A 13,381-nucleotide genomic window follows, 5' to 3' on the forward strand; every position below is an offset into this window, starting at 1 on the left:
TGCGGCTGGCAAACTTGCGATGTTTGGACAATAATCTTCGAGATCCTGCCAACGTCTCTCGTGTCCGATGATCAATGTTCCGCTCGACAGCGTCGATGCCAGCCCGTGTGCCGCACTGGCCATCGGCACCGACTACACCTTCGGCACGCTGCTCGACACGCACAGCCACCGCCGCGCCCAGTTCCTGTATGGCATGACGGGATTGATGGAGGTGGGCACCGAGGAAGGCGCGTGGGTGGTGCCGCCCTATACGGGCGTGTGGATTCCGGCGCAGAAGCCGCATCGGGTGCGCATGAACGGGGTCAGCACGCGCAGCGTCTACGTGCTGCCGGAGTCGGCGCCGCGCAGTGGTGCGGGCTGCGAGGTGTTGGTGGTTAGTCCGCTGCTGCATGTCTTGCTGCTGGCCTCGGCGGACGTGCCCGCGCACTACACGGCGGACAGCCGCGACGGGGCGCTGATGCAGCTCATCCTGTTCGAACTGAATCGCGCGCCAACCTTGCCCCTGTTTGCGCCGATGCCGCGCGACCCGGCGCTCGCCAGGCTCTGCGCGGCACTGCTGGCGCACCCCGATATCGGCGCATCCGCCGAAGACTGGGCGCGGCAGCTCCACTGCAGCCCGCGCACGTTCGCGCGCCTGTTCCAGCATCAAACGGGGATGTCGTTCGGCGCATGGCGCCAGCAGGCGTGCCTGTTGGCCGCGCTGTCGCGCCTGTCGGCCGGAACGCCTGTCACAGAGGTGGCGCTCGATCTCGGCTACGACAGCCCGAGCGCGTTCTCGACGATGTTCCGCAAGGCGCTGGGCGCGCCGCCCTCGTCATTCCTGCAGGCCAGGCGCTAGCAGCGGCGAGCGCATGCCCGCCACATCCATCTCGACCCGAAGAATCTCGCCTGCGGTGGAGTCGGTCACGTAGAGCGTCTTGCGCGCCGGTCCGCCGAACGCCACGTTGGTCAACGAGTGGCCGGGAGTGCCACAAATCACCTCGACAGATTCCGCCCGGTGATTCAGCACCCAGACGTAGGCGAGCCCGGGATTGGCCACCAACAGGCGTCCGGACTGGTCCATCGCGAGCCCGTCGGGTCCGCTGGGACCATAGGACGTGAAGAACTGCCCCGTCTTGGACACACTGCCGTCTGCGAGCAGTGGCATCCGCCACACACAGTTCCCCCGCGTCACGGCCACAAACAAAAAACGTTCGTCCGGGGACAGGACGATGCCATTGGGACTCGGCACGTTGGACAGCAGCAGGTCCAGCCGGCCTTCGCGGGTCAGCCGGTAGACCCGGCCGGTGGGGTCGTGCAGGCCGGTCTGGCCCTGGTCCGTGAAGTACACGTTGCCTTGCGAGTCGAGCGTCAGGTCGTTCACGCCCTTGAAGCTTTCCGTGTTGCGGCGCGCCAGATAAGGCCGGACCTCGCCCGTGCGGGTCTCCACCACCATCAGTCCGTTGCGGTAGTCCGTGACCAGCAGTTGGTCGGGAGCGATGAACTTCATGCCGTTGGGCTCGCCGTCCCACTCGGCGATCACCTCCCACTCTCCCCCGTTGTCGATCCGGAAGATGCGACCGTTGGGAATATCCGTCACATAGAGGTTGCCCGCGTCGTCGACGACCGGACCTTCGAGGAACGAGTCGATGGCCCGTCCCCCCTGGTTGGCGTCGGACCAATCAGTCTGGCGACGTTTGCGATAGCGCTCCGGCAGGCTGCTGAACCGCGCTGGCTGGCGGATCGTTGGCGGGGTGAGGAGGAACATGTCGATTACCTGAAGAGGGTTGCGCAGGGTGTCCGCCCGGTCACTGCTTCTCGAAGCCGGTCGCAGTGGCGACCTTACCCCAGAACGCCGTGCGCGCCCCCATCTCCTTGCGGAAGGCCCCGGCGTCCCAATAGCCGGCATCGGCCCCGATGCTCTCGGCGTAGGTGCGCATGTCGGGCGTCGCCATCGCCGTGGCGACTTCCTTCTGCAGGCGAGCGAGGACATCCGCCGGCGTGCCCTTCGGCGCCCAAAGACCCGTGAAGTTCGTGACGCCATAGCCGCGCACGCCTGCCTCGGCGAACGTGGGCACACCGGGCAGCGCCGGCAGGCGCTTGTCGCCGCTCACGGCGAGCACGCGCAGCTTGTTGCCTTGCACTTGGCCGATCACGCCCGAGATGGAGGCCATCTGGAAGTCCACGGTGCCACCCAGCAGCGCCACGGTCGCCTCGCCCGCGCCCTTGAACGGCACATGCATGAAGTGCGCGCCGGCGGCCAGCCCGAGCGCCTCACTGGCGAAATGGGGCGTCGACCCCGGGCCACCCGAGCCATAGGAGATCTTGCTGTCCGCCCCCTTCGCGGCGGCAACCAGATCGTTCAGCGTCTTGAACTTGCTGTCCGCCTTGACCACCACGCCCATCGGCGCGAATACATAGGCGCAAACCGGCTGCAGGTCTTGGGCGTAGTCGAACGGGAGCTTCTTGAAGATATGGGGCAGCAGCGCGTAGGTCGTGTCGTTGGCCAACAGCGTGTAGCCATCCGGCGCCGATCGCGCCACCTGGACCGCGCCGATGGTGCCCGTCGCCCCGGCCTTGTTTTCGACGAAGAAGCTCTGGCCGGTCTGCTCGGTCAGGCGCTGCGCCATCTTGCGCGTGACCGCATCAACGGCGCCGCCCGGCGGATAGGGCACGACGATCTTGACGGGCTTGGCCGGCCAGGTCTCGGCGTGCACGCCCATCGAAAGGACGGCGAGCGCCGCCATTACCAGTTGCGGCAGCCATCCGGCGCCGCGTTGTTGCGTGGTCATGTGTGTCTCCAAACTGCTGTGTCTTTTTGATCGCCCCGCTCCAGGCGGGGTCGCCATGCGTGTTGCGCGGATTTCAAGCCGCCCGCTAGCCCTTCGTCAGCGCCGGCTCCCGCTCGCGGTTCAGTACCCCCAGCACGTTCTTGGCCGCGGCCACGCCCATGTTGACGTAGGCCGCACCCGTCACACCGCCGATGTGCGGCGTCAGAATCACGCCCGGTTGCCCGTGGAAAATATGCGGCGCGGTCATCGGCTCGACGGCGAAGCTATCGAGCCCGGCCCCAGCCACTTGCCCCGACTGGACCGCCGCCAGCAGGGCCGGTTCGTCGATCAGCCCGCCGCGCGCGGTGTTGACGACGATCAAGCCCCGCTTGCAGCGCGCGAGCACGTCGGCGTCCAGCATCTTGCGATTGTCGTCCGTCAGCGGGCAATGCAGCGAGATCACGTCGGACTCGGCCCAGATCGCCTCGAGTCCGACCGGCCGCACGTAGTCGGGCAGATTCCTGGCGAACGGGTCGAAGCCGATCACGCGCATATCCATGGCGTGGCACATCCGCGCAAAGCGCAGCCCGATGGTGCCCAGGCCAACCAGTCCCACGGTGCGCCCGCTCAATTCAACACTCTTGTGCGTGGCCTTGTCCCAGTGGCCGCCGTGCATGCGCGCATCGAGCGGCACGATCGACTTGGCGCAGGCCAGCATCAGCGCCAGCGCATGCTCCGCCACGGCGGCGGCATTGGCACCGACCGCCGCCAGCACCTCCACGCCCCGCGCTGCGGCGGCAACCTTGTCGATGGTATCCGTGCCGCTGCCGTGCTTGGCGATCACCCGCAGTGACGGGGCGGCATCCATGACCTCGGCCGTCACGCTACCGTAGCGGACGATGATGGCAACCGGGTCTTGTTGTTTCGCGAGGGCAACCAGGTCAGCGGGTTGCGGGGTCTTGCCGGCGAAGACGATTGCGTAGTCCTGGAGGATGGCGAGGGCTTCGGGCGCCAGGTCCGCCCCCGTCACGATGATGGCGGGCCGGCTCGTCACAGCGTTTCTCCCTGCTTGAGCACGCCGGCGGTCACCAGCGAGGCCAGCAGCCACGGCGCCGTGGTATTGCCTTCCTTGATCTGTGCGATCCGCTTGGCTTCGGCCGCTTCCTTGTGTTCGGCGGCGGCGAGCAGCGACTCGATCTTGTCCCGTTCGACCACGACCACGCCATCGGCATCGCCGCAGACGTAGTCACCGGGGTACACCGTCACGCCGCCGACGCAGACCGGGTGACCGATGCGCCCGCCGACTTCCTTGGTCGGGCCGTTCGGGTTGGTACCCACCGAGAAGACCGGAAACTGCATCTCCTCCAGTTCGATGCTGTCGCGCACGGCGCCGTCGATGACCACACCGGCCAGCCCGAGCTGGCGTGCCGCGTTCATCATGATGGTGCCCATCAGCGCGGAAGTCTGGTCGCCCTTGCCATCGATGACGAGGATGTCGCCCGGTTGGGCCAGCGCCAGCGCCGCGTGGATCATCAGGTTGTCGCCGGGGCGAACCTCGACCGTGAAGGCCGGACCAGCCAGCTTCATGCTCGGGCGCAGGGCCTTGATGCGGCCATGCAGCGCACCACGGCGGCCCGCGACGTCGGCGAGAATCGCCGGCTGGAATTTCGCGGCCTTGGCGACAACGGCGGCCGATACGCGTTCAAACGATTGGTTGATATTGGGCAGGCTCATGGCTTGGCTCCGGTAGGCAAGGGGAAAGGGAGAGGAGGATTAGTCCAGCTTGGTGCCGGAGTCCTTGATGATCGAAGCCCAGCGGGCGATGTCCTGACGGATCTGCGTGCCGAACGCCTCGGGGGAGCCGCCAAGGACCAGCGCACCCTGGTCGTTCAGCTTCTTCGCCAGATCGGGCGACTTGAGCGCCTTGTTGAACTCGGCATTCAGCCGCGTGACGATGTCCTTTGGCGTGGCGGCCGGTGCGGCGAAACCGAACCAGGTCGAGGCCTCGAAGCCGGCGTAGCCGGACTCGGCGATGGTGGGTACCTGGGGCAGATCGTCCACGCGCTTCGCCGAGGTGACCGCCAGCGGGCGCAGCTTGCCGCTCTTGATATGGGCCAGCAGGGTCGGCACCGACGAGAGATACAGGTCGACCTGACCGCCGATCAGGTCGTTCACCGCCTGGGCGGCGCCCTTGTACGGCACGTGAATCAGCTTGATGCCGGCCGTCTTCTGCAGCAACTCGCCCGAGAGATGGGCGACGGTGCCATTGCCGGGCGAGGCGATATTGAGCGCGCCCGGCTTTGCCTTGCTGGCCTTGATGACATCGGCCAGGGTCTTGTAGGGCGAGCTGACCGGCGTCACGAGAACGAGCGGCGCGCTGGCCACGAGGCTGATCGGCGTCAGGTCCTTGACCGGGTCATAAGGCAGATGGCTGAACAGTGTGGGGTTGATGGCAAGGTTGCTGGTCTGCCCCAGCACGATGGTGTAGCCGTCGGCGGGGGCCTTCGCTGCGGCGTCCACGCCCAGGTTGCCGCCCGAGCCGGGCTTGTTGTCCACCACGAAGGTCCAGCCCGTCGACATGGCAACCTTGTTGGTCACTTCCCGCGCGATGATGTCGGTGCCCCCGCCTGCCGGGAACGGCACGATGACGCGAATCGGCTTGGAGGGATAGGCGGGTGCGGCGGCCGCCACGTGGGCAGCGCCAAGCAAAGTGACGGCAAGGGTGAACATGCAGCGGCGAATCGCGCTCATGACTGTCTCCGAATCTCGTTGTGTTGTGAGACGGATTGTTGTCGAACGTTTCACGCCATACAATGCCGTTTCGTACCATGCAACGCGTTTCGTGCCATGAACCCAAAAAGTGATGAAATCAGCCCCGCAGGTACTGAGGAGGCCGCGAGCGGCGTCATCGCGGTCACGCGGGCGCTGCGCGTGCTGGAGGCCTTCGGGGTCAACGATCCGCAGCTGTCCCTGGCGGAACTGAGCCGCAGGACGGGTATCCACAAGACCACGGTGCTGCGGCTGGCGCGCACGCTGGCGGCGGACAACTATCTGGTGCAGAAGGAAGACGGGAGCTGGCGGCTTGGGCGTGCGGCCGGCTGGCTGGGCGCGTGCTACCAGGCGACCTTCAACGTGCAGGACGTGGTGGAGCCGGTGCTGCGCGATTTGACCATCAAGACCGGGGAAAGCGCGTCGTTCTATGTTCGCGAAGGCAGACAGCGGACCTGTCTGGTGCGTGTGGAAGGTCCGCAGGCGATCCGGCACCATGTGCGGATTGGCGCGGCCCTGCCCCTCGACAGTGGATCGCCCGGCCGGGTGATCCTCGCCTTCTCAGGGGAGCCCGGCGACCTCTATGAAACGATCCGGCGCCGTGGCTTCCATTTGTCGCTTGGGGAGCGCGAAGCGGAGGTATCGAGCGTCTCGGCGCCCGTATTCGGACTGCACTGGCGGCTGCTGGGATCGATGTGTATTTCGGGACCGACGGCGCGTCTGGGGGAAGACCGGCTGCTGGAACTCGCGCAGACGGTCGTCGATGCAGCGAACAAGCTTTCGTACGCCATGGCGGGCAGCCAACGGCCGGCCATGCCCGTCGACAAGCCGGCGACGTGGCACCCGTGACCGCCTAGAACGTCGCTGGCGAATTCACCCAGAGCACCTTCGCCACGACATCGCCGACGTTGCGGTAGCCATGCGGCACCTGGCTCGAGAACGTAAACGCATCGCCCGGGCCGATCAGGTAGATATCGTCGCCCAGCATCAGCTCCAGCTTGCCTTCCAGCACGTAGCCGACTTCCTCGCCCTGATGCTCGATCTGGCCGTCACTGGCTTCGCCGGGCCAGACGATGTGGATGTTGGCCTGCAGCAGGCCGCCGCGCTTGGGCAGCACCACGCGTTCCAGCGCCACGCCACCCACACGGATCACGGGCCGTTCGCCGTGACGGAGGATCGGCGACTGGTGCGCGTCATCCTCGCTGGTGAGCGCGCCGATATTGGTGTCGAGCGCCACGGCCAGCCGGTGGAGCGTGGTGAATGACGGCGTGGCCAGGCCACGCTCGACCTTCGAGATCAGGCTCTCGGAGCAACCGGCCTTGTTAGCCAGTTGCAATAAGGTATAGCCGGCCACCAGCCGCGCGTGGCGCAGCTTGACACCAAGCGTCAGGGTGGCCGACTTGCTGTCGACCGGCTCTTGCGGGATCGGGCTCGCGGTCTTCGCCATGCGGGCTGGTTGGTTGGTATTCAAAGGGGCCGCCACGCGCACCGGGGGTCGGTCACGGCCGGCGGCAGGCCAGTTCGGCGACAGTGTACGCCAGCGCCTGCGCGCCCAGGAACAGGTCCATGGCGTCGGTGTCCTCCGCCGCGTTGTGGCTGATGCCGTCCTTGCTCGGCACGAAGATCATCGCGGTCGGGCAATGATCGGCCACGTACATGGCATCGTGAAAGGCGCCGGACGTGAGCCGCATCGGCGGCGCTCGGCCAGCAAGCTGGCTCGCCCGCCCGCAGGCGCGCTGAATGGACGCCAGCATGGATTCGGGAAAGTACGTCGGGCCACGATGGAAGAAGCGCGTGATCGCTACGTCGGAGGCCGGGGCATGACGCGTGCAGGCCAGCCGCAGCGCGGCCTCGGCGCGATCGAGGGCGGCATCGTCCAGGCAGCGCATGTCCACCGTGAACGTCACCTTGCCCGGGATGGTGTTGACCGAATTCGGCACCACCGCCCATTGGCCAAGCGTCAGGCGCAGTTCCGGCGCGCCCGGTGCCCCCGGTTCGCGTGGGGCCAGCGCGTAGAGGTCCTGCGCGATGGCGACGGCCACTGCCATCGCATCGCGCCGCACGGCCATGGGCGTGGTGCCGGCGTGTGCCATGGTGCCTGCGCACTCCACGCGGAACCATCGCACCGCCTGGATGCCCGTGACGACCCCGAGCGGCACGGAGGCAGCCTCCAGCACGGGGCCCTGCTCGATATGGAGTTCCACGCAGGCGGACATCGGTCGCGCCATCGGCACGCGCTCCACGTCAGGACTGGCGGCCAGCGCCGCGTCCAGTGCATCGCCAAACCGGACGCCGGTCTGGTCGGTGGCATCGCGATAGCCGGCCAGCCGCGCCGGCTCGACGAAGGCGCTGGAGCCCATCGCGCCGGGCCCAAAGCGGCTGCCCTCCTCGTTGGTCCACGACACCACCTCGATGGGTCGCACCGTTTCGACGCCCGCCGCGTTGAGCGCCGCGATCACTTCGAGGCCGGCCAGCACGCCATACGCCCCGTCGTACTTGCCGCCCACCGGCTGGGTATCGGCATGGCTCCCGGTCAGCACGGGAGGCAGATCCTCGCTACCAGCCCGCCGGAAGAACAGGTTTCCGCAATCGTCGATGCTCACCTGGCAGCCCAGCGCGCGCGCCTGATCGACGAGGTGGCGGCGCGACGCGAGGTCGATGGCTGTCAGCGTTTCGCGCGACACGCCGCCGTCGTCACGACCGCCGAACTGCGCCAAGGCGGCCAGCGATGCCGCCAGGCGATTGGCGTCGACATGGTCCTGTGCCCGTTCGGCGAGGGCCTGTACGGTGTTATCCACGATGGCCTCGGCAGGCTGATGCAAGCGATTCAACATGTTCTCCTGATGTCAGGCTGCCAGAGCGAGCGCCTGAGATAAACGATGGGCCACGGCCAGTACGCGTGCATCGGCGTGGCGTGGCGCGGTCACTGTCACGCCGACAGGCATGCCGCCAGCGCCCGTTCCGGTCGGCACATGGACGCAAGGCGTACCGAGCAGCGTCCACATGCGGCAGAAAATCGGGTCGCCGGTAGCGGCGAGGCCCTCGGGCGCTTCGCCTTCTGCGCTGGGGGCCAGGACCACATCGAATCCTTCCAGCGACACTGCCAGCGACATGCGCGCCTGTTCCGCGAGCGCCAGCGCAGCGCGAAAGCGCTCGCCCGTCACCGCACGCCCCACTTCGAGCTGCCTGGCAAAGGCCGCGCTGAAATCCGCTGCCCGATCGCGCGCTTCCGGTGCGAACGCGGCGACGGCTTCGAAGGCCATGATGTCCATCTGGGCCTCGGTGAGACCATGGCAGGCGACGGGCAACTCGACATCCTGAATCGACGCGCCGAGGCCCTGCAGCGTCCGTACCGCCGTCTCCAGCGCGGCACGCGCATCGGCACCCGCGCGCTCCCAGTGCGGCGTGCGGACGATGCCGACGCGCAACGGCGTCGGTGCCTGGGCACAGGCCTCGGCGATCGAGACATCGCGTGCCAGCGTGCCGATGAACAACGCCGCATCGTCCACGCGTCGGGCCAGCACACCCACCGTATCCAGGCTGGGCGACAACGGTTTGATACCGGCCAGCGGCAACGTCGCGTGGGTGGGCTTGTAGCCAATCACGCCACAGTAGGCGGCAGGACGAATGATCGACCCTGCGGTCTGCGTGCCGAATGCCAGCGGCACCATGCCAGCCGCCACGGCGGCGGCAGAGCCACTTGACGAGCCACCCGGCGTGCGCGGGGCATTCACGGGCGCGCGTGGATTGCACGTGGGGCCCGGCTGAAATGTCGCGAATTCCGTGGTCACGGTCTTGCCCACCACCACCGCGCCAGCACTTCGCGCCAGTGCAACGGCGGCGGCATCCAGCACAGGTCGATGCGCCGCGTAGATCGGCGATCCATAGGTCGTCGGCAGATCCGCCGTATCCATCAGATCCTTGACGCCGAGCGGTACGCCGTGCAGCGCCGCTGAGGCAGTGCCGGCATCCAGACGCCGCGCCTGCGCGATGGCCGCTTCACCGCCAACGTGCTGCCACGCATGGATGACATCGTCCTGCGCCCGGATGCGATCGAGCGCAGCCTGCACGACGGTTTCCGCGCGCAGCTCGCGGCGGGCCATGCGCGCCACCAGCTCGCGCACGGGAAGATCGAGATATTGGTCCAAAGCATCAGTCTCCAGAATCGATCCGCCAGCACTCAGCCAAAGTAGGCGGCGCGCACTTCGTCATTCTCACGCAATGCCTGCGCCGAGCCTTGCGCAACCACGCGCCCCTGCGTCAGCACATAGCCCTGGTGCGCAATCGCCAGCGTCTGGCGCGCGTTCTGCTCGACCAGCAGCACGGTCATGCCCAGATCGTTGATCTGCTGGATGACCTTGAAGTTCTCCTTCACGTACAGCGGCGACAACCCAAGCGACGGTTCATCGATGACCAGCAGGCGCGGCTGCGCCATCAATCCGCGGCCAATCGACACCATGGCCTGTTCGCCGCCCGACATGGTGCCGGCCAACTGTGCGGACCGCTCGCGCAGGCGCGGAAATATCTCGTAGACGCGCGCGATGCGCTCCCGCACCTTGGCCGGATCGGCCTCCAGGAAGGCGCCCAGTGCCAGGTTCTCGGCAACGGTCATGCGCGGAAATACCTTGCGCCCTTCCGGTATGCAGGAAATGCCGCGCGCGATGATGTTGTGCGTCTTCTCCGCGGCGATGTCCACGCCATCCCACAGGATGCGGCCTTTGCGCGCCGGCGTCAGGCCCAGGATCGCCCGGATCAGTGTGCTTTTGCCCGCGCCGTTCGCCCCGAGGATGCAGGTGATCTTGCCGGGCGGCACTTCGATGGAGACGTCGTGCAGCACGTTGACCTTGTCATAGCCCGTGCTCAGGCCCTCCACGCGCAACGTGTTATCGCTCATGCGGCTTCCTCCCCGAGATAGGCCGTCTGCACGTCGGGATCGGCGGTGATCTCGGCGTACGTGCCTTCGGCGATCTTCTTGCCGTAGTTCAGCACGACGCACCGATCGGTGATGCGCTCGATCACGTTCATTTCGTGCTCGATGAGCACGACGGACAAGTCCTGCAACTTGCTTCGCACCTGGAGGATATCGTCCATCAGCTCATGGGTTTCGTCATGGGTCATGCCTGCCGAAGGTTCATCCAGCAGCAGCAGCCGTGGCCGGCTCATCAGGGCGCGGCAGACCTCGATCCGGCGACGGTCGATCATCGTGAACGACTCGACCGGCTCGAATAGCCGGCTCACCAGCGGGGGGCTGAAGATGCCCAGCAGTTCGCGCACCGATTCCACGTAGCGCTCATATTCGGCCCGGAATGATTTGCGTCGAAACAGGTTGAACACCAGCCCGTGCTGCATGTGCTGGTAGTCGCCGATCACGATATTGTCGAAGACGGTCAGGGGCAGCGACAGGCGGGAGCGCTGGAACGTCCGCGCCACGCCGCTACGATAGATGTCCTGCGGCGTCTTGCCGATGACGTTCTCGCCGTTGTACGTGATGGTGCCCGCGCTGGCCTTGTAGAGGCCCGTGAGCACGTTGAAGAACGTGGTCTTGCCGGAGCCATTCGGCCCCAGCAGGCCCAGCACTTCCCCGCGGCGGATGTCGAGCTGGAGATTGTCCAGCGCAGTCAGGCCGCCGAATCGCATCGTGAGATTGCGTACCTCGATCATCGCGTCGCTCATTTGGCGTCCTGGGTCGGGAAGAACAGACGGATCTTGCGCGGCAATAGCCCGTCCGGACGGAACAGCAGGATGGCGATGACCAGCGCCGCGTAGAACAGGAAGCGGTACTCCTGGATGAACTGCAGCTTCTCCGGGAGCACCAGCACGATGATGGCGGCCGGGATAAGGCCGACGACATTGCCCAGACCACCCAGAATGACGATCGACAGCATCAGCAGCGAGTCGGCGAACGTGAAGTTGTTCGGTGCCACGAACGCCGTGACCATGCCGTAGACGCTGCCCGCCACGCCCGCGAAGAAGTTGCCGAGCATGAATGCGATGACTTTCCAGCGCGCGATATGGAGGCCGAAGGTCGCAGCGGCGGTTTCATCGGTACGCACCACGTCCATGGCCAGCCCCACCCACGAGCGTTCCAGTGCCTTGACCACCGCAAAGGTGCCCGCGCAGATCGCCAGACTCAGCAGTGCGTAACTGGCGTAGAACGACACGTCGATGCCGAACAGCGCCAAGCCTTCGTTGAACTGGAAGCCGAACAGCGTCATGCCGGGCACCTGCAGGCCCTGCGGACCGCCCAGCACATCGTTGACTTCGAGAAAGGTCTTGAACAGGATGCCGAACGCGATGGTCACCAGCGCCGCATAGTGGCCACGCGTCCGCAACACCGGCGCGATCAGCAGCGAGCCGATGACCGCAGCCGCGATGCCGGACAGCACGATCACAAGGATCGACGGGATGGGCGTATGCGCGGCCAGCACCGCCGTGGCGTACGCGCCAATGCCGAAGAACGCCGCGCCGGCGAAGTTGGATACACCGGAGAAACCGAACTGCACCGTCAGGCCCAGGCAGGCAGTGGTATACAACAGCACCGCGCACAGCATCAGCAAGACAAAATGGCTTTCGTGGAACAGCACGATCAGCACCAGCGTGCCCACGACCGACCACAGCCGCGACAGCCCGGGCCGCCGGGCGGCAGCCTGCTCCACGGCCCGCGTGACCTTGAACTTGCCTGCGATGACCGTCGCTGCGACGGCCAGTGCCAGCAGCGCGGCCACGGAGAGCTGCGATTCCGCGTGCAGGAACAGATAGAGGTAGGCGACGATGACGATGGCCGCGATGCCCAGCACCACGGCCGGGCTGCGCTGCTTGCCACCGGCGCCAACCACGGCAGGGGGCAGTGGATTCGAGACGTTGTCAGACACGTTCACTGGCTTTCTCCGCAATAAGTCCGGTCGGCTTGAAGGCCATCAGCACGATGACCACGGCGAACGCAAAGACATCCTTGTAGGCGCTCGGGATATCGGGCACCAGCGCCGGCAGCGTCGCACTGCCCAGCACCTGGAGCGCCGCGAACAGGAAGCCACCGAGGATGGCGCCGTACAGGTTGCCCAGTCCACCCAGGATGGCGGCAGCGAAGCCGATCACGCCGAGGAGCAGCCCGACGTTGAAGTTGATCTCGTTGTAATAGAGGCCGTTCATCACGCCGGCCAGCGCGGCCATGGCCGAGCCCAGCGCAAACGTGACCAGCACCACCACTTCGAAGTTGATGCCCATCAGGCGCGCCGTCTCGCCGTCCTGTGCCACGGCGCGGATGGCCATGCCAAAACGCGTGCGCGTGATCAACAGATGGACACCGATGATGATGGCGACACCTGCCGCCAGCAAGATCAGGTTATCGGCGCGAAGCGTCAACGCGCCGAGCGACAGTTCCGTGGTGGGCAGCAGCGCGGGAAACGGTTTCGGGTTCGATCCATCCGGATAGAACAGGCGTACGGCTTCGCGCAGCACGGTGCCCAGCATCAGGGTGGCCAGCAGGGTGTTCAGCGGCGGCGCCTTGCGCAAAGGCAGGATCAGGAAACGGGCAATCACGGCGCCCAGCAAGCCGGTCACGACAATCGCGCACACCACGATGGCCAGCAATTGCAGCCACGGCGAATCCACATGCAGCGCCAACACGCCGGCCGATGCGGCAAGCCCTGCGAAGGCGCCCACCATCAACACATCGCCGTGAGAAAACTTGATGACGTCCAGCACGCCAAAGAACAGCGTGAAGCCGACCGCCACCATGGCGTAGATCATGCCGAGCATCAGCCCGTTGAAGACGTACTGTCCCAATACACTCATCGGTATCCCCAGAATGGCCTGAATAGACCGTCCAGCAGTGCCGGAGCCGGGTCCGCAGACGGCGCGGA

The 13,381-nt window shown here is 66.3% G+C and carries 14 protein-coding genes; 2 read left to right on the top strand and 12 right to left on the bottom strand.

Annotation, left to right across the window (positions count from 1 at the left end; translation table 11 throughout):
• Positions 1-67: 67 nt before the first annotated feature.
• Positions 68-838, top strand: a complete 771-nt coding sequence (locus tag AC1DP9_RS13170) for an AraC family transcriptional regulator (protein ID WP_477107597.1) — start codon at positions 68-70, stop codon at positions 836-838.
• Here the strand turns inward: AC1DP9_RS13170 and AC1DP9_RS13175 are convergent.
• The 5 genes from AC1DP9_RS13175 to AC1DP9_RS13195 all read right to left on the bottom strand — a co-directional run bounded on the left by AC1DP9_RS13175 (position 815) and on the right by AC1DP9_RS13195 (position 5,501).
• Positions 815-1,747 carry an SMP-30/gluconolactonase/LRE family protein gene (locus AC1DP9_RS13175; protein ID WP_477107598.1) on the bottom strand — a complete coding sequence of 311 codons (933 nt, stop codon included), beginning with the start codon at positions 1,745-1,747 and terminating at the stop codon, positions 815-817. The genes AC1DP9_RS13170 and AC1DP9_RS13175 overlap by 24 nt on opposite strands.
• 40 nt (positions 1,748-1,787) lie before the next feature.
• On the bottom strand, positions 1,788-2,771 hold the full coding sequence (locus tag AC1DP9_RS13180; RefSeq protein ID WP_255370841.1) for a Bug family tripartite tricarboxylate transporter substrate binding protein: 984 nt from the start codon (positions 2,769-2,771) through the stop codon (positions 1,788-1,790).
• A gap of 85 nt (positions 2,772-2,856) precedes the next feature.
• On the bottom strand, positions 2,857-3,804 hold the full coding sequence (locus tag AC1DP9_RS13185; protein WP_477107599.1) for an NAD(P)-dependent oxidoreductase: 948 nt from the start codon (positions 3,802-3,804) through the stop codon (positions 2,857-2,859).
• Complete coding sequence (locus tag AC1DP9_RS13190; RefSeq protein WP_092295320.1) at positions 3,801-4,484, bottom strand: RraA family protein; 684 nt, start codon at positions 4,482-4,484, stop codon at positions 3,801-3,803. The genes AC1DP9_RS13185 and AC1DP9_RS13190 overlap by 4 nt, the downstream gene beginning before the upstream one ends.
• 39 nt (positions 4,485-4,523) lie before the next feature.
• Positions 4,524-5,501: a Bug family tripartite tricarboxylate transporter substrate binding protein gene (locus AC1DP9_RS13195; RefSeq protein WP_092295323.1), complete on the bottom strand. Its 978-nt coding sequence runs from the start codon at positions 5,499-5,501 to the stop codon at positions 4,524-4,526.
• Between the two features lie 96 nt (positions 5,502-5,597).
• Here AC1DP9_RS13195 and AC1DP9_RS13200 point away from each other — a divergent pair, with 96 nt between their 5' ends.
• Positions 5,598-6,368, top strand: coding sequence for an IclR family transcriptional regulator (locus tag AC1DP9_RS13200; RefSeq protein WP_477107600.1), 771 nt, complete (start codon positions 5,598-5,600; stop codon positions 6,366-6,368).
• Between the two features lie 4 nt (positions 6,369-6,372).
• Here AC1DP9_RS13200 and AC1DP9_RS13205 read toward each other — a convergent pair whose 3' ends face one another.
• Genes AC1DP9_RS13205 through AC1DP9_RS13235 form a run of 7 tightly spaced genes read right to left on the bottom strand, consistent with a single transcriptional unit; the run spans position 6,373 to position 13,313 of the window.
• Complete coding sequence (locus AC1DP9_RS13205) at positions 6,373-6,966, bottom strand: helix-turn-helix domain-containing protein (protein ID WP_092295329.1); 594 nt, start codon at positions 6,964-6,966, stop codon at positions 6,373-6,375.
• A 52-nt stretch (positions 6,967-7,018) separates the two neighbouring features.
• Entirely contained in the window at positions 7,019-8,353 is a 1,335-nt protein-coding gene (locus tag AC1DP9_RS13210; RefSeq protein WP_477107601.1) for a M20 family metallo-hydrolase, read from the bottom strand.
• A 12-nt stretch (positions 8,354-8,365) separates the two neighbouring features.
• Positions 8,366-9,667 (bottom strand): amidase, encoded by a 1,302-nt coding sequence (locus AC1DP9_RS13215; protein WP_477107602.1) that lies wholly within the window; start codon positions 9,665-9,667, stop codon positions 8,366-8,368.
• A 32-nt stretch (positions 9,668-9,699) separates the two neighbouring features.
• On the bottom strand, positions 9,700-10,413 hold the full coding sequence (locus AC1DP9_RS13220) for an ABC transporter ATP-binding protein (RefSeq protein WP_477107603.1): 714 nt from the start codon (positions 10,411-10,413) through the stop codon (positions 9,700-9,702).
• Positions 10,410-11,192: an ABC transporter ATP-binding protein gene (locus AC1DP9_RS13225; protein ID WP_477107604.1), complete on the bottom strand. Its 783-nt coding sequence runs from the start codon at positions 11,190-11,192 to the stop codon at positions 10,410-10,412. Before AC1DP9_RS13225 ends, AC1DP9_RS13220 begins: the two co-directional genes overlap by 4 nt.
• Complete coding sequence (locus AC1DP9_RS13230) at positions 11,189-12,397, bottom strand: branched-chain amino acid ABC transporter permease (RefSeq protein WP_477107605.1); 1,209 nt, start codon at positions 12,395-12,397, stop codon at positions 11,189-11,191. The genes AC1DP9_RS13225 and AC1DP9_RS13230 overlap by 4 nt, the downstream gene beginning before the upstream one ends.
• The gene (locus AC1DP9_RS13235) at positions 12,384-13,313 is read right to left on the bottom strand and encodes a branched-chain amino acid ABC transporter permease (protein ID WP_092295344.1); all 930 of its coding nucleotides are present in this window, start codon (positions 13,311-13,313) and stop codon (positions 12,384-12,386) included. The genes AC1DP9_RS13230 and AC1DP9_RS13235 overlap by 14 nt, the downstream gene beginning before the upstream one ends.
• Positions 13,314-13,381 lie beyond the last annotated feature (68 nt).

Source organism: Cupriavidus sp. 01L43 (assembly GCF_056399925.1).